At 69.4% G+C, this 24615-nt stretch carries 24 protein-coding genes; 15 read left to right on the forward strand and 9 right to left on the reverse strand.

Going from position 1 to position 24615, the window contains the following annotated elements; translation table 11 throughout:
• Window positions 1-33 precede the first annotated feature (33 nt).
• From BW730_RS04020 to BW730_RS04085, 12 genes are all read left to right on the forward strand, one after another.
• A complete protein-coding gene (locus BW730_RS04020; RefSeq protein WP_226997061.1) occupies window positions 34-1041 on the forward strand; it encodes an ABC transporter permease in 1008 nt (335 codons plus the stop codon).
• Window positions 1034-3544 (forward strand): ABC transporter substrate-binding protein, encoded by a 2511-nt coding sequence (locus BW730_RS19055; RefSeq protein ID WP_226997062.1) that lies wholly within the window; start codon window positions 1034-1036, stop codon window positions 3542-3544. Before BW730_RS04020 ends, BW730_RS19055 begins: the two co-directional genes overlap by 8 nt.
• A gap of 37 nt (window positions 3545-3581) precedes the next feature.
• Window positions 3582-4862, forward strand: coding sequence for a M20 family metallopeptidase (locus BW730_RS04035; RefSeq protein WP_077685133.1), 1281 nt, complete (start codon window positions 3582-3584; stop codon window positions 4860-4862).
• Window positions 4863-4879: 17 nt separating this feature from the next.
• Window positions 4880-5821: a DUF1177 domain-containing protein gene (locus BW730_RS04040; RefSeq protein WP_077685134.1), complete on the forward strand. Its 942-nt coding sequence runs from the start codon at window positions 4880-4882 to the stop codon at window positions 5819-5821.
• 3 nt (window positions 5822-5824) lie between these two features.
• Window positions 5825-6664, forward strand: coding sequence for an ABC transporter ATP-binding protein (locus BW730_RS04045; RefSeq protein WP_077685135.1), 840 nt, complete (start codon window positions 5825-5827; stop codon window positions 6662-6664).
• A complete protein-coding gene (locus tag BW730_RS04050) occupies window positions 6661-7509 on the forward strand; it encodes an ABC transporter ATP-binding protein (RefSeq protein ID WP_077685136.1) in 849 nt (282 codons plus the stop codon). The genes BW730_RS04045 and BW730_RS04050 overlap by 4 nt, the downstream gene beginning before the upstream one ends.
• Window positions 7506-8171 (forward strand): AroM family protein, encoded by a 666-nt coding sequence (locus tag BW730_RS04055; RefSeq protein ID WP_077685137.1) that lies wholly within the window; start codon window positions 7506-7508, stop codon window positions 8169-8171. Before BW730_RS04050 ends, BW730_RS04055 begins: the two co-directional genes overlap by 4 nt.
• Window positions 8172-8241: 70 nt before the next feature.
• The gene (locus BW730_RS04060; protein ID WP_077685138.1) at window positions 8242-8625 is read left to right on the forward strand and encodes a thioredoxin family protein; all 384 of its coding nucleotides are present in this window, start codon (window positions 8242-8244) and stop codon (window positions 8623-8625) included.
• Window positions 8626-8657: 32 nt separating this feature from the next.
• Window positions 8658-10322 carry an FAD-dependent oxidoreductase gene (locus BW730_RS04065; protein WP_237267986.1) on the forward strand — a complete coding sequence of 555 codons (1665 nt, stop codon included), beginning with the start codon at window positions 8658-8660 and terminating at the stop codon, window positions 10320-10322.
• Between the two features lie 8 nt (window positions 10323-10330).
• A complete protein-coding gene (locus BW730_RS04070; protein ID WP_077685140.1) occupies window positions 10331-10606 on the forward strand; it encodes a metal-sensitive transcriptional regulator in 276 nt (91 codons plus the stop codon).
• A gap of 1311 nt (window positions 10607-11917) precedes the next feature.
• Window positions 11918-12496 carry a hypothetical protein gene (locus tag BW730_RS17990; RefSeq protein ID WP_145952714.1) on the forward strand — a complete coding sequence of 193 codons (579 nt, stop codon included), beginning with the start codon at window positions 11918-11920 and terminating at the stop codon, window positions 12494-12496.
• Window positions 12497-13894: 1398 nt separating this feature from the next.
• On the forward strand, window positions 13895-14314 hold the full coding sequence (locus BW730_RS04085) for a hypothetical protein (RefSeq protein ID WP_145952715.1): 420 nt from the start codon (window positions 13895-13897) through the stop codon (window positions 14312-14314).
• Window positions 14315-14354: 40 nt separating this feature from the next.
• On the opposite strand, the gene BW730_RS04090 is transcribed toward BW730_RS04085, so the two are convergent.
• Genes BW730_RS04090 through BW730_RS04115 form a run of 6 tightly spaced genes read right to left on the reverse strand, consistent with a single transcriptional unit; the run spans window position 14355 to window position 19369 of the window.
• Complete coding sequence (locus BW730_RS04090) at window positions 14355-15368, reverse strand: NAD(P)H-dependent flavin oxidoreductase (RefSeq protein ID WP_077685144.1); 1014 nt, start codon at window positions 15366-15368, stop codon at window positions 14355-14357.
• Window positions 15365-16102 (reverse strand): DUF2332 family protein, encoded by a 738-nt coding sequence (locus BW730_RS04095; protein ID WP_077685145.1) that lies wholly within the window; start codon window positions 16100-16102, stop codon window positions 15365-15367. Before BW730_RS04095 ends, BW730_RS04090 begins: the two co-directional genes overlap by 4 nt.
• Window positions 16103-16119: 17 nt before the next feature.
• Entirely contained in the window at window positions 16120-17760 is a 1641-nt protein-coding gene (locus tag BW730_RS04100; RefSeq protein ID WP_077685146.1) for a SulP family inorganic anion transporter, read from the reverse strand.
• Window positions 17757-18128, reverse strand: a complete 372-nt coding sequence (locus BW730_RS04105; RefSeq protein ID WP_077685147.1) for an ArsR/SmtB family transcription factor — start codon at window positions 18126-18128, stop codon at window positions 17757-17759. Before BW730_RS04105 ends, BW730_RS04100 begins: the two co-directional genes overlap by 4 nt.
• Window positions 18129-18188: 60 nt before the next feature.
• Window positions 18189-19007, reverse strand: coding sequence for an ATP-grasp domain-containing protein (locus BW730_RS04110; RefSeq protein WP_077685148.1), 819 nt, complete (start codon window positions 19005-19007; stop codon window positions 18189-18191).
• Between the two features lie 2 nt (window positions 19008-19009).
• Window positions 19010-19369, reverse strand: coding sequence for a winged helix-turn-helix transcriptional regulator (locus BW730_RS04115; protein ID WP_077685149.1), 360 nt, complete (start codon window positions 19367-19369; stop codon window positions 19010-19012).
• 130 nt (window positions 19370-19499) lie between these two features.
• Between BW730_RS04115 and BW730_RS04120 the strand changes: the two genes are divergently transcribed.
• Complete coding sequence (locus BW730_RS04120; protein WP_077685150.1) at window positions 19500-20144, forward strand: NAD(P)-dependent oxidoreductase; 645 nt, start codon at window positions 19500-19502, stop codon at window positions 20142-20144.
• 64 nt (window positions 20145-20208) lie between these two features.
• On the opposite strand, the gene BW730_RS04125 is transcribed toward BW730_RS04120, so the two are convergent.
• Entirely contained in the window at window positions 20209-20442 is a 234-nt protein-coding gene (locus BW730_RS04125; RefSeq protein ID WP_077685151.1) for a YgaP-like transmembrane domain, read from the reverse strand.
• 5 nt (window positions 20443-20447) lie between these two features.
• The gene (locus BW730_RS04130; protein WP_077685152.1) at window positions 20448-20822 is read right to left on the reverse strand and encodes a Fur family transcriptional regulator; all 375 of its coding nucleotides are present in this window, start codon (window positions 20820-20822) and stop codon (window positions 20448-20450) included.
• Window positions 20823-20971: 149 nt separating this feature from the next.
• On the opposite strand from BW730_RS04130, the gene BW730_RS04135 reads away from it, so the two are divergent.
• A complete protein-coding gene (locus tag BW730_RS04135) occupies window positions 20972-22678 on the forward strand; it encodes a cation:proton antiporter (protein ID WP_077685153.1) in 1707 nt (568 codons plus the stop codon).
• Here BW730_RS04135 and BW730_RS04140 read toward each other — a convergent pair.
• Window positions 22664-23632, reverse strand: a complete 969-nt coding sequence (locus BW730_RS04140) for a YeiH family protein (RefSeq protein WP_226997063.1) — start codon at window positions 23630-23632, stop codon at window positions 22664-22666. The two genes, BW730_RS04135 and BW730_RS04140, sit on opposite strands and share 15 nt — an antisense overlap.
• Window positions 23633-23730: 98 nt before the next feature.
• On the opposite strand from BW730_RS04140, the gene BW730_RS04145 reads away from it, so the two are divergent.
• Window positions 23731-24615 carry a LysR family transcriptional regulator gene (locus tag BW730_RS04145; protein ID WP_077685154.1) on the forward strand — a complete coding sequence of 295 codons (885 nt, stop codon included), beginning with the start codon at window positions 23731-23733 and terminating at the stop codon, window positions 24613-24615.

Genomic DNA, 24615 nt, shown 5'->3' on the forward strand with positions numbered 1-24615 from the left:
AGCGGGGAACCACTGTCCAGCGAAGGAGCAACAGTGCGCACCATTCTCCGGCGGATAGCCGCGATGGTCCCCACCCTGCTGGGCGTCATCGTGTGCATCTTCCTGATCACCCGGGTGCTGCCCGGCGACCCGGCGCGCACGCTCGCCGGGGAGAACGCGGCGGACAGCGTCGTGGAGAAGCTCCGCGAGCAGATGGGCCTCAACAAGCCCGTCTGGGAACAGTTCGTCGACTACTTCGCAGGCCTGCTGCGCGGCGACCTCGGCTTCGCCTGGCACACCGGGCGACCCGTCGCGGAGGACTTCGCGCTGCGCTTCCCGGCCACCGTCGAACTCGGTCTCGCGGCCCTCGCGATCGGCATCCTCGTCGGGGTGCCGCTCGGCATCCTCGGTGCGACCCAGCGAGGCAGGCTCGCCGACCACGCGACCCGCATCATCTCGCTTCTCGGCGCCTCGATGCCGCTGTTCTGGCTCGGCCTGCTGGTCATCTCGATCTTCTACGGCTCGCTCGGCTGGATGCCAGCGCCGGTCGGACGGATCGCCGACACCGTCAACCCTCCGACGACGATCACCGGCTTCTACGTCCTCGACAGCCTCCTCACGGGGGACTCGGTCGCGCTGGCCAGTTCGTTGTCGCACCTGATCTGGCCCGCCATGGTGCTCTCGGTAGGCGCCACCGCGATCATCTCGCGAATGACCCGCTCTGCCATGTTGGAGGTGCTGGGCCAGGACTACATCCGCACCGCTCAGGCCAAGGGCATGGGCCCGGGCAAGGTGGTCGGGGCGCACGCGCTGAAGAACGCAGGCCCGTCGATCGTCACCATCGTCGGCCTCGAACTGGGGCACCTGCTCGGCGGCGCCGTCATCACAGAGACCATCTTCTCCTGGCCCGGAGTGGGCGGCTACGTCGTGCACTCCATTGAGGCGACCGACTACGCGCCTGTCCAGGCGATGACGCTGATGGCCGCCGTGATCTACCTCGTGGTCAACCTGCTGGTCGACCTCTTGCAGCCGATCTTCGACCCGAAGGTGCGAAATGCCTGACACCGCGGCCCGCGAACGCACCACCGGCACCGGCGCACTGACGCTGCTGCTGCGCAACCCGTCGGCGATGGTCGGCGCCGCGATCATCGCGATCTGGACGATCGGCGGCCTCGTCACGCTCGTCTGGACGCCGTACCCGCCCAACGCCACCGACGTCGGCCCCCTGCTGCAGCCACCGAGTGCCGCGCACTGGTTCGGCACCGACAACTACGGCCGCGACCTGCTCTCCCGGGTGCTCGCCGGGGCGCGCGTGTCGCTCTGGACCGGCCTGATCGCCGTGGCAGTCTCGCTCGCGATCGGCCTGCCGATCGGCGCGATCGCCGGCTACTTCCGCGGCGCGCTCGGCATGGTCCTGATGCGCCTGATGGACATGCTGCTGTCCTTCCCGTCGCTGCTGCTCGCCATGGCGCTCGCCGTCGCTCTCGGCCCCGGCCTCTCGTCCGCGATGATCGCCGTCGGCATCGTCGGCATCCCAGAGTTCGCCCGCATCATGTACTCCCAGACGGTGTCGCTGCGTGAACGCGAGTTCGTCGAGGCGTCCCGCGCCATCGGGCTGACCGACGCCGTGATCCTGTTCCGCCACATCCTTCCCAACGGCCTCGTGCCGATCATGGTGCGCTGCGCGCTGGGGATGGGCTACGCGATCCTGACGGCCGCCGCGCTGAGCTTCATCGGCCTCGGCGCTCAACCCCCGCTCGCCGAATGGGGCGTGATGATCTCCGACGGACGCGGCTTCATCATCTCCGGCGAATGGTGGATGACCTTCTTCCCCGGCCTCGCGATCGCCTCGTCGATCCTCGGCTTCAACCTCCTCGGGACGGTCTCCGCGACATCCTCGACCCCAGGCTGCGCACCTCCGCGCGATGACCGACGACTACCCCAAGAGCCCCAGAAACCACGAAAGGCCACGCATATGAACACCAGGATCCGCTTAGCGGGCATCCTCGCTGCGGTAGCGCTGACCGCCGCGGCATGCGCGCCCAGCGCCAACTCCAACCCGGAAACCACCGGAAGCGGCGCGGCGGGCGCAGAGTCGCGCCCGCTCACCATCGCCTACTCCGAGGGCGGCAAGACCCTCAACCCGTCCGAGGCCAACGACGGCACGAGCGACACCCTGGTGCTGGCCGCCTACGACCAACTCGTCACCTACGGCACGAAGGAGGAGGGAGGAAAGCGGGTCTCCGACACGGCCACCATCGCGCCGATGATCGCCTCCGAGTGGAGCGTCGACGACACCAACACCGTCTACACCTTCACCATCCGCGACGACATCACGTTCCAGTCCGGCAAGAAGCTGACCACCACCGACGTCGTGAAGAGCTTCGAGCACATCGCCTCGTCCGCGTCGGCCAGCTTCCTCTACGGCATGGCGGGCATCAAGTCCGTCGCCGAGGGTGAGCCAGGCACCGTCGTGATCACCCTCACCTCCCCGAACCACCTGTTCCTGCAGATCCTTCCCATGTACTCGTTCTCGATCATGGACATGGACCTCGTGGAGAGCAACGGCGGCGCAGAGTGGCTCTCGAAGAACACCGCGGGCTCCGGCCCCTACGTCATCGAGGACTGGGACCCGGCGACCTCGGCCAAGCTGACCCGCAACGAGGACTACTGGGGCGAGGCCCCGCCCGTCGGCGTCGTCAACATGAAGTTCATCGCCGACGCGTCCAACCGGCTGCAACTGCTCCAGAAGGGCTCGGTCGACGTCGCTCTGGAGATCGCGCCGAAGGACCTGGAGGGCCTCGACGGCACCGACGGCATCGTCGTCGACTCCCGCCCGAGCAACAAGATCCTGTTCTTCGCCATGAACTCCAACGTCGCCCCGTTCGACAACCCGAAGGTGCGCCAGGCGATCACCTATGCGGTGCCATACGACAAGCTCATCACCGACGTGATGAAGGGCCAGGCCAGCCCGCTGCGCTCCGCGGTCGCCAGTTCGACGCCCGGGTTCACCGACGAGGGCTACCAGGCGACCCACGACCTCGACAAGGCAAAGGCGCTGCTCGTCGAGGCGGGCTATCCCGACGGCTTCGAGTTCGACTTCACCCTCGGCTCCGGCTTCTCCGACTGGAACGACGACGCGGTCCTGATCCAGGCCGAGCTCGCCAAGATCGGCGTCACCATGAACATCCAGAACATGGCCCGCGCCCAGTTCCTCGAGGCCCTCGCGGGCAAGAACGTGCAGTCCTACATCACCCGCTGGACGTCCTTCGTCAACGACCCCGGATACCACCTCGGCCTGCTGCTCAGCTCCGGCGGCACCAGCAACTACGCCAACTACAACAACCCGCGCGTCGACGAACTGTGGAAGTCGGCCGCCGCCGAACCCGACGTCGACAAGCGCAACGAGATGTACGGCGAGATGCAGCAGTTGATCAGCGCCGACGCGCCATGGGCCTACCTCTACGAATACAACATCGCCGTCGCACACCGCGACGACATCCAGGGCTACACGTCCTACCCGGACGGTCTCATCCGGTTCTTCCAGTTGAGCACCACCAAGTAGCACCCACGCAGGCAACACCGACGCGAAAGGCGATCACATGACCACCCCCCAAGACTGGGAGCAGCGGATCCTTGCGGGCATCGACGAGACGAGCCACGAACTCCTCGACCTGGCAGGGCTCCTGATCCGCACCCCCAGCGAGAACCCCGACGGTGACTGCACCGACGTAGCTGCGGTCATCGCCGGGCACCTCGCCGACGCCGGGCTCTCCAACGAGAGCCACGACGCGGGCGACGGGCGGGTCAGCGTGGTCGCCCACTCCGGAACCGTCGGCGAGGGCGAGCGGCACCTCGTCCTCGCCGGCCACCACGACGTCGTCCCCGTCGGAGACGTCACCAGGTGGAGCTTCCCGCCGTTCGCCGGTGACGTCGTCGACGGATGGCTCCGCGGACGCGGCGCCAGCGACATGAAGGCGGGCCTGGCAGGCCTGATCCACGTCTACGTGCTGCTCCACCGGCTCGGCGTTCCGCTCCGCGGTCGGCTGTCGCTGACGGCGGTCCCCGACGAGGAGACCGGCGGCGACCGCGGGGCCGACTGGCTGCTCGCCAGGGGTGTCGTCGACGGGGCGACCGGGGCGATCATCGCCGAACCCTCCGAGAGGGCCCACCCGACCATCGGGCAGAAGGGCAGCAGTTGGTTTCGGCTGACCATCCACGGTCGCCCGGGGCACGGCAGCCTCCAACCGCTGCACGGCACCAGCGCCAACCTGCTGGCCGCGCGCGCCATCGTCGCGCTGCAACGCCTGTGGGAGCTCACCCCCAACGCTCCCGAGGACGTCCGCCCGCTGATCGAGAGTTCCAAGCGGTACGCGGAGGAGCGGGAGGGCTTCGGCGCGGGCGTCGGCGAGATCTTCGAGCGCGTCAGCCTCAACATCGGCACCGTCCGGGGCGGCACCTCGACCAACGTCGTGGCCGACACCTGCGTCGTCGACTGCGACTCCCGCGTGCCCATCGGGCTCACCCGTGAACAGGTCTTCGACAAGGTCCGGGCGATCCTCGCGGAGGAGGGCATCGAGGCCGACGTCGAGCCGCTCGGCTTCGCGAGCGAGGCGAACTGGACGGGCACCGACGACCCCATCGTTGCGACGCTCGTCGGGGTGCTGCGCGAACTGCACGACCCGGAGGCGGAGGGCGTGCTGCAGTGGGCCTCCTCCGACGCCCGCACCTTCCGCGCCCACCACATCCCGGTGCTGCAGTACGGGCCCGCAGACCCGCACACCATCCACGGCTTCGACGAGCGCGCCCACGTCGACGACATCGTGCTCGCCGCCAAGGTGTACGCGCTGACCGTCGTGCGCTACCTCGGCCTCACCGACTGAACAAGGAGAACTCCCAGATGCTCAACCACGTGCTCGACGTCGTCGATCTGCTCGACTCGCCGACGACCTCCGGCGAGGCGCTCGCCGACTATCTGCGGGCCCAGGGCGCGCCCGGCGCGGAGATCACGGTCGTCAACGTGCCCGGCAGGGACGACCTCTCCACCGACTTCGTCCGGGTGCTCGTCCCCGGGCTCCGCGGGGCCGCCGGCGGGGGAGACGCCCCGACGCTCGGCATCATCGGGAGGCTCGGCGGCGCGGGCGCGCGGCCCGAGCGGCTCGGCTTCGTCTCCGACGGCGACGGCGCGGCCGCCGCGCTGACCGCCGCGGCCAAGTTGCTGCGGATGGCGGCGAGGGGCGACCGGCTCGCGGGCGACGTGATCGTCGCAACCCACGTCACCGGCTGGGCGCCCACCGAGCCCCACGACCCGGTGCCGTTCATGGGGTCGCCGGTCGACATGGTCACCATGAACAGCCACGAGGTCGACCCGAGGATGGACGCGATCCTCTCGATCGACACCACCAAGGGCAACCGGAGCATCAACCATCGAGGCATCGCGATCTCCCCGACCGTCAAGCAGGGCTACATCCTCCGGGCGAGCGAGGACCTGATCGCCATGGTCGAGACCGTCACGGGGGTGCCTGCCGTCGTGTTCGCGCTGGCGACCCAGGACATCACCCCGTACGGCAACGACCTGCACCACCTCAACTCCATCCTGCAGCCAGCGGTCGCCGCCGCGGTGCCCGTCGTCGGGGTCGCGATCACCACGCAGGTGCCCGTCGCGGGCTGCGCCACCGGCGCCAGCCACGCCACCGACATCGAACTGGCTGCCAGGCTCGCCGTCGAGACCGCCAAGTACTACGGCACCGGCCAGGTCGCCTTCTACGACGAGGGCCAGTTCGACCACCTCGTCACGCTCTACGGCGAGGCGACCCATCTGCAGACGCTCGGGGCGGGCTGAGCCATGAGCACGCTGCTCCGGGTCGAGGACCTGCAGGTTGAGGTGCGTTCGCGACGCGGCACCAGCCTCCCCGTCGACGGGGTCTCGTTCGACATCGCGCGAGGCGAGACGGTCGGCGTGGTGGGGGAGTCGGGATCGGGCAAGTCGCTGACGGCGATGTCGATCATCCAACTCCTCCCGACGAGGGCCGTCTCGATGGTCGGCGGGCGGATCCTGCTCGGCAACGAGGACATGGCAGGCTTCAGCCCCAAGCGGATGCGCGAGGTGCGGGGGCGGCGGATCGGCACGATCTTCCAGGAACCGATGACGGCGCTCAACCCGGCCTTCACGATCGGCTACCAGATCGCCGAGCCTCTCCGACGACACCTGAGGCTGGGGCGCTCCGAGGCGAAGGGCCGCGTCATCGAACTCCTGGAGATGGTCGGGATCCGACGCGCCGCCGAGATCGCCGCCTCCTACCCGCATCATCTCTCCGGCGGCATGCGGCAGCGCGCGATGATCGCCATCGCGATGTCGTGCAAGCCCGACCTGCTGATCGCCGACGAGCCGACCACCGCCCTCGACGTGACGACGCAGGCGCAGATCCTCGACCTGATGCAGGACCTGCAGGACCGCCAGGGCATGGGGATCCTGCTCGTCACGCACGACCTGGGCGTGGTCGCGCAGTCGTGCGACCGGGTCGTCGTGATGCGCCGCGGCGAGGTCGTCGAGAGGCGCGGAGTCCACGCGCTGTTCGACTCCCCGTCGCACCCCTATACCCGGGCGCTGCTCGAATCGATGCCGACCCGCAACGCCGGCAAGGATCGGCTGCCCGTCATCTCGGACTCAGGACTGTCGACATGAATGCACTGCTCAGCGTCAAGGGGCTCGTCAAGGAGTTCCACCGCCGCGGCTCGCGCCGGGGAGCCGAGCCGTTCCGGGCCGTCGACGACGTGTCCTTCGACCTGGAGGTGGGCCGGACGCTCGCCATCGTCGGCGAGTCAGGCTCCGGCAAGTCGACCACCGGTCGCTGCGTGCTGCGTCTGATCGAGCCGACCGCAGGCAGCGTCGTCTACGACGGCGTCGACATCACGGCCGCCTCGCCCGCAGAACTGCGCCGCCAGCGTCGCCACATGCAGATCGTCTTCCAGGACACCTACGCCTCGCTCGACCCGCGCTGGAACGTCGGACGACTGCTTGCGGAGTCGCTGCTCGCCCACGAGAACCTGTCCCGGGCCGAGATCACCTCCCGCGTCGGCGACATCCTCGAACGGGTCGGCCTGGAGGCCGCGCACGCCGACCGGTACCCGCACGAGTTCTCGGGTGGCCAGCGCCAGCGCATCGGGATCGCCCGGGCGCTGATGCTGCGGCCCAGGCTGATCGTGTGCGACGAACCCGTCTCCGCGCTCGACGTGTCCGTGCAGGCGCAGGTGCTCAACCTGATGAAGGACCTGCAGGACGACCTGGGGCTCAGCTACCTGTTCATCTCACACGACATCGCGGTGGTCGAGTTCATGGCCGACGACGTGATCGTGATGAACACCGGACGCGTCGTCGAGGCCGGGTCGTGCGGCCAGGTGATCGGCGACCCGCAGGACCCGTACACCCGGGCGTTGATCGCCGCCGTCCCGATCCCCGACCCGTCCGTCAACGTCAACCGCGCCCAGCGTCGCGCGGTCATCGCCGCAGGCTTGGAGGGACACGCATGAGCACCATCGCGCTGGTGACCATCGGGCAGGCGCCCCGGGTCGACATCTCGGCCGACGTCCTCGACCTGCTCAAGGGGCACCGTGTCATCGAGCACGGCGCCCTCGACGACCTGGACGCCGACCAGATCGCGGCGCTCGGCCCCGGAGAGGGCGAGCACACCGTCGTGTCCCGGTTGCGTGACGGATCGTGCGCGACGATGGGGGAGTCCCGGGTCCTTCCGCACGTCCAGCGGGCGATCGACAGGGCCGTTGGTGAGGGCGCCGACACCGTCCTGCTGATGTGCACGGGGCGGCTTCCGGGGCTGACCTCCACGGTGCAGCTGCACACGGCCGAGGACCTGGCCCGGGCGGCGGCGCGCGACCTGGCGCGGCTCTCGCGCCTCGGCGTGGTGGTCCCCGAGTCGTCGCAGCGCGGTCCGATCCGGGAGAGGTGGCTTGCCGACCACGGCCTCGACGTGATCGTCGTCGATGCGAACCCCTACACGGCGAGCCTCGGGGAACTGGTGGCGGCGGCGATCGTGGCGGGCGCACAGGGCGCCGATGCGCTGTTCCTGGACTGCGTCGGCTACTCCGAGAGGATGGCGCAGTTGATGTCGACGGCCACCGACCTGCCGGTCTACACCGCGCGTTCGTTGGCGGTGAGCAGGGTCCTGGACGCCTGACTGACTTGGCCGTTGCGCCCACGGCGAAGCCGAATTGGCGATATACCCCCGGGGGTATATCGTGGTTGTCATGGCAACCCGAGAAATCACCAAGGACACACTCACTGACACCGTGTCCGACAACGACATCGTCCTGCTCGACTTCTGGGCCGGCTGGTGCCGCCCATGCGTCTCCTTCGCCCCCATCTTCGAGAAGGCCTCCGAGAAGCACCCCGACATCGTGTTCGGGAAGGTCGACACCGAGGCGCAGCGCGAACTCGCCGCCGCCTTCGAGATCACCTCGATCCCCACGCTGATGGCCTTCCGCGAGGGGATCATCGTCTTCGCGCAGCCCGGCGCCCTCCGCGGCCCCGACCTCGAGGAACTCATCACCGCCGTCAAGGAACTCGACATGGACGAGGTCCACGCCCAGATCGCGCAGCAGCAACTCGCCGTTGACGGAGCCGACCTGTGAGGCTCGTCGTCGTCGGAGGAGTCGCGGGTGGCATGAGCGCCGCCGCGCGCGCCAGGCGGCTCGACGAGTCCGCCGAGATCATCGTCCTCGAGCGCGGCGAGCACGTCTCGTTCGCCAACTGCGGGCTGCCCTACCACGTCGGCGGAGAGATCGTCGACGCAGACAAGTTGCTCGTTCAGACCCCCGCCTCGCTGAAGGCGGCCCTCAATCTCGACGTCCGCACCGGCCACGATGTCACCGCGATCGACACCGGGCGCCGCGTCGTCAAGGCCAGGACCGCCGACGGCGAGCAGGAGATCGGCTACGACGCGCTCGTGCTGTCGCCCGGCGCCAAGGCGATCCGCCCCGACATCGAGGGGCTCGACTCGCCGCGCGTGACCACGCTGCGCACCGTCGACGACGCCGTCTCCATGAAGTCCTCCGTCGACGATGGTGCCCGCCGGGCGGTCGTGCTCGGCGCCGGGTTCATCGGTCTGGAGGCCGCGGAGGCGCTCGCGATCCGCGGGCTCGAGACCACCGTCGTGGAACTCGCCCCGCACGTGCTTCCCCCGTTGGAGGCCGAGCTCGCCTACCTCGTCACGCAGGAACTGCGCGCCATGGGCATCACCGTCAGGGACGGCGTCGCGGCCACCGCCATCGAGCGCGGCGCCGACGAGGACGTGGTCGTGCTGGGTGACGGGACCCGGATCCCCGCAGACCTCATCGTGCTGTCGGTCGGCGTGCGCCCCGACACCGCCCCGTTCGAGGCCGCTGGCATCGAGTGCGAGCGCGGCGCGATCGTCGTCGACGAGCACGGTCGTACCTCCGCCCCTGGCGTGTGGGCCGTCGGCGACGCCGTCGTGTCCACCGATGCCGTCACCGGCATCCGACGCCCGGTGCCGCTGGCCGGCCCCGCGAACCGCGCGGGTCGCCTGGTCGCCGACGACATCGTCCGCCCGGGGTCGGCGCGCCCCATCCCCACGCCTGTCGGCACGGCGATCGTGCGGGTCGGCTCGCTGACCGCCGCGATGACGGGCGCCAACCGCGTGGCGCTCGACTCCGCCGGGATCGGCTACCGCACGCTGCACCTGCACCCGAACCAGCACGCCGGCTACTTCCCGGGCGCGAGCCAGGTGCGGCTGGTGCTGCACATCGCGGCGGGTGACGGCCGGCTGCTCGGCGCCCAGGCCGTCGGCCTCGACGGCGTCGACAAGCGGATCGACGTGCTCGCCACCGCGATCCGGGCAGGGATGACCGCTCCCGAACTGATCGACCTGGACCTCGCCTACTCGCCGCCCTACGGCCAGGCCAAGGACGGCGTCAACCTGGCTGGCATGGTCGCCGCAAACGTGCTCGATGACACGCTCAGGCTGTGGTACGCCGAGGACCTCGACGATGTCGGGGCCGAGGCTCTGATCCTGGACGCGCGTAGCGTGCAGGAGTACGAGACGGGGCACATCCCCGGATCACTGAACATCGCCCACACCGAACTGCGGGACCGGCTCGACGAGGTCCGCGAGGCTGCGGCAGGTCGCCCGGTGCGGGTGCTGTGCGCCTCCGGGGTCCGCTCGGCCATCGCACACCGCGTCCTCACCCAGTCCGGCTTCGACTCCGCGTCGCTGTCGGGAGGCATCCTCACCCTGAAGGCCGCGCTGGGCGATCGGGCCGACAGCGTCCTGACGAAGTACGACCGGGCCGACACCGTCCTGACGAAGTAGGAGTAGATATGGCCACCACTGACGAGGCCGCGCGCAAGCGGATCCTCAACCGCCTGAAGAGGGCTCGCGGGCAGCTCAACGCCGTCATCGAGTCGGTCGAGGGCGAGGGCTCGTGCCGCGACGTCGTGACCCAGTTGTCGGCGGTGTCGTCGGCTCTGGATAAGGCGGGCTTCGCGATCATCGCGACGGCGATGCGGGACTGCGTCGTCGACCCTGAGGGTGTCAACCGCAGCGATGACATCACCACCGAGGAGTTGGAGAAGCTCTTCCTGACCTTGGCCTGAACCACCGGCTCGCCAGTATCCCTGGCGGCCCCGATCGGCCGGAATGTCCGGTCACGGGCTCCATGAGCCCACCGTCGCAGAGTCGGCGGACCAACCTCATCACCGTTTGAGCATCACCATCTTGAAGGAGAACCATCATGTGCCGTCCCGTTGCTTGCAGGACCTGCGGAAAGACCACTTGGGCTGGCTGTGGCCAGCACATCGACGCCGTCAAAGCCACGGTGCCCGCGGGCAAGTGGTGCCCTGGCCACGCTAAGGCGCCCTCGTCCGGTGGACTGCTGGGCAAGATCTTCGGTCGCTGACCTCAGATCGATCATCGTTGGAGCCGGGCGGCGTGGTCGCCCGGCTCCTTCTTCTTTGTTGATTGAGCCGGGTGCGCCGCGCAGCGGCCGCTGCCCGCGTCGAAATCTTCGTGAGATTGCTGGGGACTTCTTGTGGGGGTGCCGTCAGCCGGTGCGGCTGCTGGTTGAGCTGGGTGCGCCGCGCAGCGGCCGCTGCCCGTGTCGCGTTGATTGAGCCGGGTGCGCCGCGTAGCGGCCGCTGCCCGTGTCGAAATCTTCGTGAGATCTCCAGGGTCTCGGCCATCATGGCTGGCCTGTCGGTGCGGTCAGCCGGTGCCGGGAGTCGGGCTGCGTTGTCGTCGGGGGTTGTTCGTCGTGCACGTTCTGGTGCGGGGCGGGTTGCTGAGGCCGCCCGTCTCCCGTCCCCGTCTGCCCGCCTGGGTGGTCGCGCTGTGGTCGGGTGTTGTGCACCGCGGGTTTCGCGACCGCGGCGCGCGCCGCCCGGTCGCCCCGCGCGGGTCGCGTTGGTCTAGGCGTGAGGCCAGTTCCTGCCTGGTCGGGGTGGGCGTGCTGCGCGGTCGGGGCGACGTGGGCTCACGGCCGTATTTCCTGTCCGTCGCGTTCGGCTGGTGGCGTGGCCACCCTTGCTGAATGGTCCGGGTGCGCGTGTCGCGTTGATTGAGCCGGGTGCGCCGCGAAGCGGCCGCCGCCCGCGTCGAAATCCTCGTGAGATCACCAGGGACTTGGGTCCGCCAGCACCTGACGGGGACTCCGATGCGGTCAGGTGGTGCCGCCTTCCGATGGAGCCGGGTGCGCCGCGCGGCGGCCGCAGCCCGCGTCGAAATCTCTCGCGACCTACCGCCAAGTCGGTCCAGTGCATCTGCGTTCGTTCTATGCACCTCACAGCCCGATTCTGTTCTGCGAGTTATCCACAGATTCGGGTCTCTTCCTGTCAAAGTGCTTGTCGGCTTGGTGTAATGGGTGCTTGTCTCGGCCATGGGGGTGAGGGATGCGGTTCTTGGGTGCGACGGTGGCGGTGCTGCTGCTGGTGGCTTGCAGTCCGGGTGGCGGGCAGTCGCCGACTCCGGTGAAGTCCAGTGGTGAGGGTCCGTCTCCGTCGATAACGGCCGCTCCCACCCCGTCGCCGACACCGAGCGCGAGTGTGGCGCCGTCGGCTCCTGCCTCTTTCCCGGCGGATCTGCCGACGGGCGATGCTGAGTCGGCTGCCATCATCGAGGGTTGGCAAGCGTATTGGCGTGTGTATGAGAAGTTCGCTGCCGACCCGTCCCTGACTGACCTCACCGAGACGCAATACGTGACCACAGGTGAGGAGGCCAACGGCATTCTTGATGCCATTGCCTCAATTCGTCAGTCCGGCCTTCGCAGTGAAGGAGGCTTTGTGTTTCGCGACATCGTTGTCGACGTCACGGAGGAAGGCAAGGCGAAGCTCGACTACTGCATCGACCTTGCCTCGGTGCGGGTCGTGCGGGTCGACAGCGGGGAGCCGTTCCCTCGTTCAGGGACCCTTCTTGAACACGCTCGCTTGGAGCGAGGTCTGGACAACATCTGGAGGGTCGCGCAGATACGCAATGAGCAGGTTCAGTGTTAGGCAAGCCATGTCTGAAGGTGCTCCTGGGCATTGCGGCAGTGCTCCTCGCGGGCTGGAAGGGCGCCGCTGAGTTCGCTCAGCCAGACGGACCTGCCCATAGTGCGACCGGGTGAGTCCGCCGGCCCTGCGCACCGGCGATCCTCCCCACTCCGCGGTGCTCCAATGTGTCGATCCGGTTCGACCGCAGTATCGAGTTATCCACACATTCGCGACTCCAGCTACCCGAATGCTCTTTGACTTGGTGTAATGGGTGCTTGTCTCGGCCAAGGGAGGTGGGGGGATGCGGTTCTTGGGTGCGACGGTGGCGGTGCTGCTGCTGGTGGCTTGCAGTCCGGGTGGCGGGCAGTCGCCGACTCCGGTGAAGTCCAGTGGTGAGGGTCCGTCTCCGTCGATAACGGCCGCTCCCACCCCGTCGCCGACACCGAGTGCGAGTGTGGCGCCGTCGGCTCCTGCCTCTTTCCCGGCGGATCTGCCGACGGGCGATGCTGAGTCGGCTGCCATCATCGAGGGGTGGCAGGCGTATTGGCGTGTGTATGAGAAATTCGTCGCCGACCCGTCCTTGACCGAACTGACGGAGACTCAACACGTGACCACAGGGGAGGAGTCCAACGGGATCCTCGCAACAATCGAGCAACTCAGAGCCGAGGGAATCCGGAGTGAGGGCGGAAGACAATTTCGTGACGTAGCGGTCGACATCGTCGGCTCAGACAACGCAACTATCGCCTACTGCGTCGACTTGTCCTCGCTACGTGTGTTTGACACAACGACGGGGGACCGCCTCACTCGTTCCGGTGAGCTTCGCGAGAAAGTGACCCTGCGGAAGATGCCGGACCACTCATGGCGAGTGGAACAGATCCGAAGCGAGTCCACTCAGTGTTGAGACGGCTGCTCGGAATGCTGCTCGTCAGTGTGATGCTGACCTTTGCTCTTCCTGAGCCCGCAAGTGCCGAGCTGCCAGGGTGCGTGGTTGTTCAGGTGAGTGGGGAGTGCCGCCTGGGGGTGACGCTACAGGGAACGTCCTCGGCAAGTTCGCCCGGTGACTCAGCCGGCGGACAAGGGACGAGTTTGGGTACTGAGGAGGAGGCTTCGGCCCCCAGGCAGTGCAGCCACGACGGGCGGTCGGTCCCGTGCCTGACTGCGCTCGGGGACTGGAGCGACTCAACAAGCGCTTGGTGCCGGCTTGCTGACCCACAACCTCCACGATCTGATCCGATTTGGGCGGGAAGGGACTCTGGCGCGATCTATGCCTGCACGAGGGCGATCTACGGTGACATTGCGAATCCCGGGGAGACGGTGTTGCGGTGGTTGCCTGGTCCTCCGGAGTTGGCTCCGCCTGATCCGGAGGAGTTGGCGCTGCGGCTTCTTGCTTCGATCGAGTTTGAGGCTCCGGAGATCGGGATGTTTCCCAGAGGCGACTCGACGGAGCGGATGGGTTACGTCGGCTGGAACGCTTGGATGTGGGCGGCCGTGACATCGGAGGGGCAGTGGGGGCCGATCACGGACTCGATCGCGGAGCGCGGGGTGACCGTGACCCTGACGGCGACGGTGACCGGCGTGGAGTGGGACATGGGGACCGGTGACGTGGTCTCGTGCGGTCGTGGCACGCCCTGGTCGGAGGCTGCTACAGGCGGTCGCAACGTCGCGTCGCCCGATTGCGGTTACGTGTATGGCGAGGACGGCCGATACACCGTCGCGGTGACCTCCCGTTGGGCGGTCGACTGGTCAGGCGGCGGAGAGTCGGGAAGCCTTCCGTTCTCGCTGACCCGTGAGGCGGACGTGCTGATCGGCGAGATGCAGTCGGTCGTCACCCAGCGCTGACCCCCGACCACTTGAGCAACCCACCCGAGACCCGGTCCCGCTACCCGGCTCCGGCGAGCCAGGCAATCACCTCGGCCGCCGGGCGATCCGGGGCGCTGCGCCATCCCGTGCCCGCCCACAGGTGGACGCGCTCCGCGTCGCCGGCCGCCGACGCCGCCTTCCGCAGCGGCGAGGTCAGGTGATGCACCGCGGGGTAGGCGTCCGGCGCGTGAGCGTCGTGCCTGTCGATGAACTCGTTGCGCAGCGCCCGCGCGGGGCGCCCTGTGAACGCCCGGGTCAGCGTCGTCTCCGAGCACCGCGGGTCGGCAAGCGCCGCGCGGTGCGTCGCCGACGTGCCCGCCTCCGGGGTGCGCAGCAGCAAGGTCCCGACGGCGACCGCCTCGGCTCCGGCGTCCAGTAGTCGACGCACCGCATCCGGGCCGTCGACCCCGCCCGCTGCGATCACCGGTAGGTCGACCGCCGCGCGCATCTCCCGAACCAGGTCCTCGGTCGCCGTGCCGGGCACCCCGTTCAGGGGGTCGAAGATCGCGCTGTGCCCGCCCGCTCCGACGCCCTGGGCGACCACGCCGTCCACCCCGACGGCGGACGCCTGCCGCGCCTCGTCGGCGCTGGTCACCGAGGCAACCACGCGAGACCCGGCCGACCGTAGCGCCGCCACGACCTCGCCCGACGGAAGCCCGAACGTGAACGACACCACGGGCACCGGGTGCGACACCAGGAAGCCGATCTTCGCGTCCCACCCGTCGTCATCGGCTTCGGGCGGCACGCCGAGCGCGACGCCGAGAGCATCGGCCTCCGGGCGGAGTCGCGCCGCGTAAGCCTCGACCGCCGCCGGATCGGCAGGCCGGGTCCCGGGCACGAACAGGTTGACGCCGAACCGCTCGCCGCGCAGTGCGTCGATCTCCGCGGCCATCGCCCCGACGCTCTTGTAGCCGCCCGCCAGGAACGGAAACCCACCGGCGCCGAGCACGGCGCGGCTCAGCGCCACCGTTGTCGCGCCTCCGGCCATCGGCGCGGCAACCACCGGCAACCGCGTCCCCAAGATCCCGTTCATCGCACATCCTCTCCGAGCCAGGCCACTTTCGCCCCGCGCTGCCAGCACCGTCCGACGGCGTCGAAGCGCAGTTGCCCGCCCGACGACACCGCCACTCCAAGGATGCTGTGCCCGGAGGCGGGACGGTCGCCGAACGTGGGAATCGACGGCGCCACGCCCACACCCTCGACCGAGACCCACGCGATCCGGCGCTCCCGGGCGAGTGAGGCGACCGCGGCAAGCAGCGCGGCCCGCCGTGACGCCGCCAGCGCGGAGACGGCCCAGGTCGTCATGACGATGGGTGCCACGCCGGCGGGCAGGGCGGCGACGGCGGAAGGAAGCATCTCGATGGGGTCTCCAGGGACGCTGACGACGTCGTGGCCGGACAGCAGGTCGACCTGCGCCCTCGCGACCTCCCGCCGCTCAACCGGCGACGATTCGACGGCCAACAACCGATCCGAGGCGGAGCCAAGGTCGAGTGGGGAGCGCGCCAGGACGATGCGCCGCACCACCGTTGGCAGGGCCGTCGATGGCGGCGCGGCGCGCCTGATGACGTCGGCGGTGATTCGCACCGGCGATCCGGGCGACCCGAGGCTCACACCCGTGGAGTAGTCGACGCGCGCCAGGTCGACGACCAGGTTCAACCCCGCCGGGCGACTCACATCGATCAGCGCGACCCTGTCGACCCCCAACCGACGCGCGGCCTCCGCGACCAGCGGCGCCAGGGGTGCGACGCGGCCCAGCTGCTCCTGCATGCCCCGACGCTAGCGCCTCACGCCGCCAGGGACTCCCGGTAGACGTGACTACGGGCGTGCTCGACGGCGGCGTCGAGGTCCTCGAACAGGTGCTTGCCGGTGCGCAGCGAGCCGATCACGCCGACCCTGTCCGCGAGGCGGAGTTGGGTCGCGCGGATGCCCTTGATGAGGACGGTGATGCCCCGCCGCTCCAGATGGCCGACGAGTTCGGTCAGCGCCTGGGCCCCCGTGGCGTCCAGGTACTGGATCTGCGACATCCGCAGGATCACCACGCTCACGCCGTCGACGGCCTCGACGCGGCTCAGGACCCGCTCGGCTGCGCCGAAGAACAGCGCCCCGTCGAGCCGCAGCAGCGCGATCCGCTCATCCCCAGAAACGGCAGGGGAGGGAAGGGCCTGCCGGTGCACGCCACAGGTGCGCGCCATGGCCCGCAGCGCGAAGAAGGCGGCCACCACTACGCCGATCAGCACCGCGTAGATGAGGTCGACGCTCACGGTCACGAGCGCCGTCAGCACGAAGATCGCGGCCGTCGACCGGTTCGACCGGAGGATGATCGCGACGGTGCGAAGCGGCACCATCTTCGCCGCCGTCACCATCAACACTCCGGACAGGGCGGCGAGCGGAATCGTCGACACGGCCCCGCTTGCCAGATAGACGACCCCGAGCAGCAGCGCGGCGTGCACGAGCGCCGCGAGCCGGGTGCGTGCCCCGGAGCGGATGTTGACGGCGGTGCGGGCGATCGCGCCGGTGGCTGGCATGCCACCGAACAGCCCCGCGGCGACCGAGGCGAGGCCCTGTCCGACCAGTTCCCGGTCGGCGTCGTAGGCGCCGGTGTCGGAGACGGCCGAGGCGACCCGGGCCGAGAGCAGCGACTCGATGGCGGCCAGCGCGGCCACCGTCAGCGCCGGGCCGACCAGGGCCTGCAACGTCTGCAGCGACGCCTCCGGCAGCCTGGGCGCAGGCAGCGAGTTGGGAAGGGCGCCGATGTCGGCCACGTCGAGCCTCAGCAGCACGGCGACCAGCGTCGCGACGACGATGGCCACGATCGAGCCGGGGATGGACGGGTGCAGCCGCGGCGCGAGCGTCATGACGGCGGCCACCACAGCGACGAGCGCGAGCGGAACGAGGGCCGCAGGACCCGCCGAGGCGATCGCCGACACCGCGCCCAGGAACGCGTTCTCGCCGCCGGTCGGGGAGACTCCGACGGCGGCTGGCACCTGCTGCAGGAAGATGATCACGGCGATGCCGAGCGTGAAGCCCTCGATCACGGGCCAGGGGATCAGCGCCACCGACTGGCCGAGACGGAGCACCCCGGCCACGATGACGAAGACGCCGGCGAGCACGCTCACCACCGTCAGGGCACCCACGCCGTGCGAGGCGACGATCGGCCCGAGCACCACGACCATCGCCCCTGTGGGTCCGGACACCTGCACGTTGGACCCGCCGAACACCGCCGCGACGACGCCTGCGACGATCGCGGTGACGAGGCCCGCCTCCGCGCCCGCGCCGGAACTGACGCCGAACGCGAGGGCGAGGGGGAGCGCGACGATGCCAACCGTCACGCCCGCGAGGAGGTCCCGCCGCCAGGTCCGGGGCACGTCACGGTAGTCGCGCCAGTTCGGCAGCAGTGCGGCCGCCCTGGCGAGGACGGCGCTCACCGGTCGGCGGCCGGGGTCAGGGGCAGTTCGGCGGTGGCGCTGAGTTGGCGTGCGGTGTCGTGCAGCACCTCGCCGAGCAGGGTCCGGGCGACGCTCAACAGGTCGGCGATCTGGGGGTACGCGAGCCGGTAGAAGACCTGGCTACCGCGGCGCTCGGACGCGACGAGGCGGTGCCGACGCAGCACCGAAAGATGCTGGGACAGGTGCGACGGCTCGAGTCCGGTGTCGGCGAGCAGTCGGGTGACGCCGACCTCGTCGTCGCCTGCGAGCACCTCGAGGATCCGCACCCGCAGCGGATGCGACAGGCCCTTGAACAGGTTGGCCTTGACCTCGTACAGCGGCCGCTGCGCCCCAAGGTAGTTCTCCACGACACCTCCGATATGTTGATTTCATCATATCGTGAAGCCGTCGGGCGACCGCAGGCAGGCTTAGCGTGGGGCGAACAGGTCGTCGACGCCCATGCCGGCAGGCATCTCGCTGACGCAGCCGGAGCCGACCTCGACCAGCCACCACCGTCCATCCTGGTCGCGCGTGACATCGGTGGTCACGAAGGGCACCGCCAGGTCGGCGACGCGTTCGCCGAGCACCCGGACGAAACCGTCAAGCTCCGTGGTGTCCAGGACGTCCGGCCTGCTCTGCGGGTGGTTGCGGGTCTGCACGCAGGCGCCCTCAACCCACCAGAGCCGCAATTCGTCGGCCAGCAGCGGCACGAACTCCCGCACCACGAGCGCGTCCTCCTCTCCGGAGATCCGCTCGCGCAAGTTCCCGACAACCCGTGGCAGGTCGAGGGGGGAACTGACGTACATCGCGTTGGCCCAGTCGTCCTTGGCCGACTTGCTCAGGCCCTTCACGACGTAACGCCCGTCGCCGAGGCGGTCCGCCACCATGTCGGCGAGCCTCTCGTCCGGGATGTCGAGGGGTGCCACAACGGAGCGCGGGGTCACACCCTCCATCGCGTCGATCCAGCCGTCGAGGAACTGTGACCGGGCGTAGCCGTCGGCGCTCACCCAGGGGGTAGCGCCCTTGGCCTCGATCGCGTCGGCGAGCCTGCGGTAGCCGTCCTTGCCCAGGATCCAGCCCCGGTAGGCGATCGTCTCGCCCGCGACGGGGAGTTGGCGCTCCAGGAGTCGGCCCTCTGCGGCGTCCCACAGCGCGACCCTCGGCCCGTCGACGGCGGCGGCCTCGTCGGCGAAGAACTCGTCGACGGCCTTGGGGTTCAGCAGGGAGTTGGGGTAGACGAACCGCATCCTCATCCCGCCTTGTCGTAGCTGTCGCGTGCCGCCTCGACGTGGTGCATGTTGGCGATCGCCCAGTCCTCCAGCGCCTGCAGCGGGACGCGCAGCGAGTGCCCGGCGGCGGTGAGTTCGTAGTCGACCCGCGGGGGCACCTGTGGGTAGAGCGTGCGCTTGACCAGCCCGTCGCGTTCCAGGTGGCGCAGCGTCTGGGTGAGCATCTTCTGCGAGATCCCGTCGACGCGCCTGGCCAGTTCGCCGAAGCGCAGGGGGCCGTCCTCGGCGAGGATGCCGACGATCAGCACCGTCCAGCGGTCGCCGATCCGGTCGAGCAGTCGCCGGCTCGGGCAGTTGCGGTCATAGGGGTTCCACTGCATCGGTCCTCCTCAGGCACCAAACGGAAAGCTGCTTACCTTGTGGTGCGTACTTCACAACGCATCGTTACTTACCTAGAGTAAGTGTCAACGGCTTCGGATGGAAGCGATTCTTCAGGAGAGGAACTGAGATATGACACGCATCACCGTTCTCGGCGGCACCGGATACGCGGGCTCCAACATCGCGCGCGAGGCGGCCTCCCGCGGGCACGACGTGACGGTGGTGGCCCGACATGTGCCGCGGGAGAGCCTTGCCGGCGTTCGCTACGTCACCGGTGACGTCGCCGACGAGGCGACCCTCGCGAGCGCTGTCGACGGCGCGGACGTCGTGGTCGAGGCCCTTGCGCCCCGAGGCCCGCTCGCGGGCGAACTGCGTGGCGTCGTGCGGCGCCTCGCCGAGGTCGCCCAGCGGGCCGGGAAGAGGCTGGGAGTGGTCGGGGGAGCCGGGTCGCTGCTGGTCGCACCCGAGGGGCCAGCCCTGTCGGAGACCCCTGGGTTCCCCGACGCCTTCCTCGCCGAGGCGAGGGAGATGGGCGACGTCCTCGGCGACCTGCGCGCCTCCGACGAGGCACTGGACTGGTTCTACGTGAGCCCTGCCGCGAACTTCGGCGGCGCTAACGCGGGCGAGCGGACGGGGTCCTACAGGATCGGCGGTGACGTGCTGCTCAGCGACGAGCACGGTATCTCCAATATCTCCGGGGCCGACTTCGCAAAGGCCGTCGTCGACGAGATCGAGGAGCCGGCGCACCGGCGCGCGCGCTTCGGCGTCGCGTACTGACGGGGGGGAGAGGGTCACGGCCGGGACGCCCCCCAATTGGTCGCCCCGGTCGCGACATCCCCGACTAGCTGCCCGCGACCTTCCTGCCATCGAAGGAGGCCCCGAAGATCGGGGCGAGCAGGCAGACGTTGAGCGCGCCGACCACCGTGAACAGCGCGCCGACGGCGAGCAGGACCACGCCGAGGGCGATCGAGCCTCCGGCGACCAGGATCGTGATGCCTGCGGCGAGCAGGGCGACGCCTGCGACGATCCGCAGGGCACGGCCCGCGGTGGATGACATGAACTGGGCGAAACGCATCTGAATCACTCCTCAGGTTTGGCGCGGCACTGGGCGCACCGGCCACGGATTACCAAGCCGTCCTCGGCCAGGTGGGTCCCGAGTTGTTCCTGGATCGCGTCCAGGGCGCTCGCCGGCAGGGTGACGTCGACGATGCCGCCGCAGTGAGTGCAGACGAAGTGGTCGTGCGTCTCCGGTCGGGTGTCGAGCACCGCCTGGCGCGCGTCCGTCGGCACTGCTCCGATCTCGCCGCGCTCAAGGAGTCGCGCCGTGATGCGGTGCAGTGAGGTGAGGGACAGCTCAGGTAGCTGCGATTCAAGCGCCGCATGGAGCTCGAGGTTCGTCGCGTGCTGCAGCCGCGCGAGCGCCTCGAGGACCGTCCGGGTCTGGATCGTGGCCATGGCTCCACCTTAGAGTAAATAATTCACATACGTCAATCGTTCACATTTGCTAAGTCTTGACGCTGATTGGAGCCTACCTGTCGGTCACGACAGTGCGGAGGCTGTCCGGCGAGGCAAGATGGAGCCCCTAGTCGGAGTGAGGTGAACGCATGGGTGATGCGGCGTTGCTTGTGGTGGCTGCAGTCCTGGTGATCGTGCTGGTCTCGAGTCTCGCCCCCAGGATCGGCGTCGCGTCGCCGGTGCTGATGGTGCTCGTCGGCGTGGGGTGCAGCTACATCCCCGGGATGCCGGTCATCGAGATCGAACCCGAATGGTTCCTCATGATCGTGCTCCCGCCCCTGCTCTACTCGGCGGCGGTCGCGATGCCGACCATGGACTTCAGGCGCGACTTCCGCACCATCGGGGCACTCTCCGTCGGCCTGGTGGTGGTCTCGGCCCTGGTCAGCGGCCTGGTGATCTACTGGATCCTCCCCGACATCGGCCTGCCGACCGCCCTCGCCCTCGGTGCGGTGATCAGCCCGCCCGACGCGGTGGCGGCGACCTCGGTCGGGAAGCGGCTCGGCCTGCCGAACCGGCTCGTCACGATCCTCGAGGGCGAGGGCCTCGTCAACGACGCCACCGCGCTCGTACTGCTGCGCACCGCCCTCGGCGCCACCGCCGGGATCTCGGTGCTCGGCGTCGCGGGTGACTTCCTCTACGCGGTCGCGGTGGGCATCGCGATCGGCGCGGTCATGGGGCTGGCGAGCGTGTGGCTGCGCGCGAAGGTCGACCAGCCTGTGCTCACGACGTCGATCTCTTTCGTGGTGCCGTTCGCCTCCTACATTCCGGCCGAGGAACTGCACGCCTCCGGTGTGCTTGCGGTCGTGGTGGCGGGACTGATCACCGGCGCGAAGGGTGCAAAGCGGTTCACCCCCCACGATCGGATGACGGATCGAACGAACTGGCGCACGATCCAGCACTTGCTCGAGAGCGGCGTGTTCCTGCTGATGGGCTACCAACTCCACGTGCTGCTCGACGACGTCATCGATGCCGATCTCGACGTCTGGCACGCCATCGGGCTGGGCCTGTTGGCGACCGTGGTGCTCATCGTCGTGCGCGTCGTGTTCGTCGTGCCGGTGATCGCCTCGTTGAAGCGCTCGCAGCGTAAGGGGCGCGAGCGCGTCCACCACCTGGAGGACGCCATGCAGCGACTCGAGGAGCGCGACTTCGGCGATGACAGGCGCAAGGGCAACGCGGAGCGCTTCCTGCGTCGCAGGCACGCCGACGCCACCTTCTACGCCAACGAGGGGCTCGGATGGCGCGGCGGCGCCGTGATCGCCTGGTCAGGAATGCGCGGTGCGGTCACGCTGGCCGCCGCACAGTCGCTCCCGCACGACGTGCCCAACCGGTCTGCGCTGATGCTGGTGGCCTTCACGGTGGCGATCATCACGCTGGTCGGCCAGGGCGCGACCCTGCCGTGGCTGATCGGGGCGCTCGGCGTGCGCGGCACGAGCAGGGAGGAGGAGGCCCGCGAACTCGGCATCCTGCTGCAGGAACTGCGCGAGTCGGCCTCCGATGTCCTCGACAGCGCCACCCTGCACCAGCACGACGGGACCCCCTTCGATCCTGAGGTGATCGCAACGGTGCGGGCGATCGCGCTAGCCCAGATCGGCGACGAGGAGGAACGCGACTGGGAGGCAGCCCCGCGCAGGTTCCGCGAGGGGTTGGAACTGCAGCGGCTGATCGTCGACGCCGAACAGGCGGCCCTGCTCGACGCGCGGGCCTCGGGCACCTACCGGTCCTCGACCATCAACCGTGCCCAGCACCTGCTCGACATCAACGCGGCCCGCTTCGACGGCCAGTTAGGCGCCCACTAGCAGCGTTCCCGTGAGCCCGACGGCCCCGACGATCACCGTCGAGATGGCGGCGAGCACGAACGGACCCGCGCCTAGTTTGCGGAACGCCGCGAACCGGGCGCCGGTGCCGAGGGCAAACATCGCGGCCGAGAGCAGCACGGTCTGCACCGTCGAGGCCGCCCCGACCACGACGTCCGGGACCAGGCCGACCGAGCGCAGGATGACCATCGCGAGGAAGCCTGCCACGAACAGCGGGATGATCGGCGGGCGCTTGCCGGTCGTCGAGCCCTGCCGGCGGCGCCGCACGCTGATCACGGCCATCACCGGAGCAAGCAGCAGCACGCGGGCCAGTTTGACGATCACGGCCGCGCTGAGCGCCGCTGCGCCAAGCGACCCGCCGACCGCGACCACCTGGGCAACCTCGTGGATCGAGGCGCCCGCCCACAGGCCGGTCTGGGCGGGGGAGAGGCCGACCAGGCCGGCCAGCAGCGGGACGAGCCCGATCATTGCGGTCCCGAACGCGACCACGAGGCCCACCGCGGTGACGACCTCGTCGTCGTCGGCGTCGATCACCCCGTCGATGGCGGCCACCGCCGCGGCGCCGCAGATCGAGAAGCCGCAGGCGATCAGTAGCGTCTGGGTCGGCGAGACGCCGAGCCTGCGCCCGATCCACAAGGTGCTCAGGATCCCGATCGTGACCACCGCGATCACCACTGCGATCATGCCCGGCCCGAGCGCCCAGATGTCGCCGAGTGTCAGTTGCAGGCCAAGCACCACGATGCCTGCCCGGAGGAGGCGTTTCGAGGCGAACGCGATGCCAGGCTCGAGCGAGGCGGGAAGCCGGACCGCGTTTCCGACAATCACGCCGAGCACGATCGCCACCAGCAGGGCGCTGACGCCCAGCCTGCTCATGAACCAGGACACCACCACGGCCGATGCCGCCAGCGCGAGGCCGGGGAGCAGGTGGGTTGGCATGCGGGTTCTCGTGGCGGTCGTCGTCATGATGACCACCCTTCCCGATCTCTCACGCTCGCAGTAGACGGCACTTCCGCATCAGGACATATCATTTCGATATGCACACCACATGGCCCGATCTCGAGACCCTGAACCTGCTCGTGGCAGTCGCCGACCACGGCGGCATCGGGGCGGGCGCCCGGGCCGTCGACATGGCCCAGCCCAACGCGAGCCGTGCCCTGACGGCGCTTGAGGCGAGGCTCGGCGTCCGGTTGCTGATCCGGCACCCCCGTGGTTCGAGCCTCACGCCCGAGGCGGAGGGCCTTGTGGACAGGGCGCGCGACGTACTCTCCTCGGCGGAGGCCTTCCTGGCGGAGGCGTCCAGCATCAACTCCGAGTTGCGCACCCACCTGGATGTCGCGGCGTCCATGACGATCGCCGAACACCTGCTGCCCGCCTGGCTCGCGACGGCCCGACGGCAGCATCCCGAGTTGGAGATCAGCCTGCGGGTGCGCAACAGCGAAGAGGTCTTCGACGAGGTGGCCACCGGACGCTGCGCGCTCGGGTTCGTGGAGACCCCGACCATCAGGCACGGCCTGAGGTCGCGGCCGGTCGCGGTCGACCGGTTGGTTGTGGTGGTCGCGCCGCAGCATCCGTGGGCCGCCCGCGGCTTCGTTGAGGCGGAGGAGCTCGCTGCCACCCCGCTGCTGGTGCGGGAGCCCGGCTCCGGGACGCGCATCACGCTCGACGAGGCGCTCGCCGACCTGCACCCGGTGCGACCGGCGCTCGAGTTGGGAAGCAACGCCGCGGTGAGGGCGGGCGCGTTGACCGGGTCCGAGCCTGCGGTGCTGAGCGAACTGGCCGTCGCCTCCTCGCTCGTGCGTGGAGGCCTGGTCGCCGTCCGGGTGCCCGGGCTGAATCTGGATCGTCAACTGTGCGCGGTGTGGCGCGAGCGGCGCCCGTCGCCCGCCGCGCGGGCCCTGCTCAGGGTCGCCCTCGGCTGA

Origin of the sequence: Tessaracoccus aquimaris, from assembly GCF_001997345.1 — a bacterium.
GTDB classification, from domain to species: domain Bacteria; phylum Actinomycetota; class Actinomycetes; order Propionibacteriales; family Propionibacteriaceae; genus Arachnia; species Arachnia aquimaris.

Coding starts and splice junctions, on each gene's coding strand:
- BW730_RS19055 (WP_226997062.1), top strand. CDS start 1,034: ATGCCTGACACCGCGGCCCGCGAACGCACCACCGGCACCGGCGCACTG.
- BW730_RS04035 (WP_077685133.1), top strand. CDS start 3,582: ATGACCACCCCCCAAGACTGGGAGCAGCGGATCCTTGCGGGCATCGAC.
- BW730_RS04040 (WP_077685134.1), top strand. CDS start 4,880: ATGCTCAACCACGTGCTCGACGTCGTCGATCTGCTCGACTCGCCGACG.
- BW730_RS04045 (WP_077685135.1), top strand. CDS start 5,825: ATGAGCACGCTGCTCCGGGTCGAGGACCTGCAGGTTGAGGTGCGTTCG.
- BW730_RS04050 (WP_077685136.1), top strand. CDS start 6,661: ATGAATGCACTGCTCAGCGTCAAGGGGCTCGTCAAGGAGTTCCACCGC.
- BW730_RS04055 (WP_077685137.1), top strand. CDS start 7,506: ATGAGCACCATCGCGCTGGTGACCATCGGGCAGGCGCCCCGGGTCGAC.
- BW730_RS04060 (WP_077685138.1), top strand. CDS start 8,242: ATGGCAACCCGAGAAATCACCAAGGACACACTCACTGACACCGTGTCC.
- BW730_RS04065 (WP_237267986.1), top strand. CDS start 8,658: ATGAGCGCCGCCGCGCGCGCCAGGCGGCTCGACGAGTCCGCCGAGATC.
- BW730_RS04070 (WP_077685140.1), top strand. CDS start 10,331: ATGGCCACCACTGACGAGGCCGCGCGCAAGCGGATCCTCAACCGCCTG.
- BW730_RS04085 (WP_145952715.1), top strand. CDS start 13,895: ATGTTTCCCAGAGGCGACTCGACGGAGCGGATGGGTTACGTCGGCTGG.
- BW730_RS04090 (WP_077685144.1), bottom strand. CDS start 15,368: ATGAACGGGATCTTGGGGACGCGGTTGCCGGTGGTTGCCGCGCCGATG.
- BW730_RS04095 (WP_077685145.1), bottom strand. CDS start 16,102: ATGCAGGAGCAGCTGGGCCGCGTCGCACCCCTGGCGCCGCTGGTCGCG.
- BW730_RS04110 (WP_077685148.1), bottom strand. CDS start 19,007: ATGCGGTTCGTCTACCCCAACTCCCTGCTGAACCCCAAGGCCGTCGAC.
- BW730_RS04115 (WP_077685149.1), bottom strand. CDS start 19,369: ATGCAGTGGAACCCCTATGACCGCAACTGCCCGAGCCGGCGACTGCTC.
- BW730_RS04120 (WP_077685150.1), top strand. CDS start 19,500: ATGACACGCATCACCGTTCTCGGCGGCACCGGATACGCGGGCTCCAAC.
- BW730_RS04125 (WP_077685151.1), bottom strand. CDS start 20,442: ATGCGTTTCGCCCAGTTCATGTCATCCACCGCGGGCCGTGCCCTGCGG.
- BW730_RS04130 (WP_077685152.1), bottom strand. CDS start 20,822: ATGGCCACGATCCAGACCCGGACGGTCCTCGAGGCGCTCGCGCGGCTG.
- BW730_RS04135 (WP_077685153.1), top strand. CDS start 20,972: ATGGGTGATGCGGCGTTGCTTGTGGTGGCTGCAGTCCTGGTGATCGTG.
- BW730_RS04140 (WP_226997063.1), bottom strand. CDS start 23,632: ATGCCAACCCACCTGCTCCCCGGCCTCGCGCTGGCGGCATCGGCCGTG.
- BW730_RS04145 (WP_077685154.1), top strand. CDS start 23,731: ATGCACACCACATGGCCCGATCTCGAGACCCTGAACCTGCTCGTGGCA.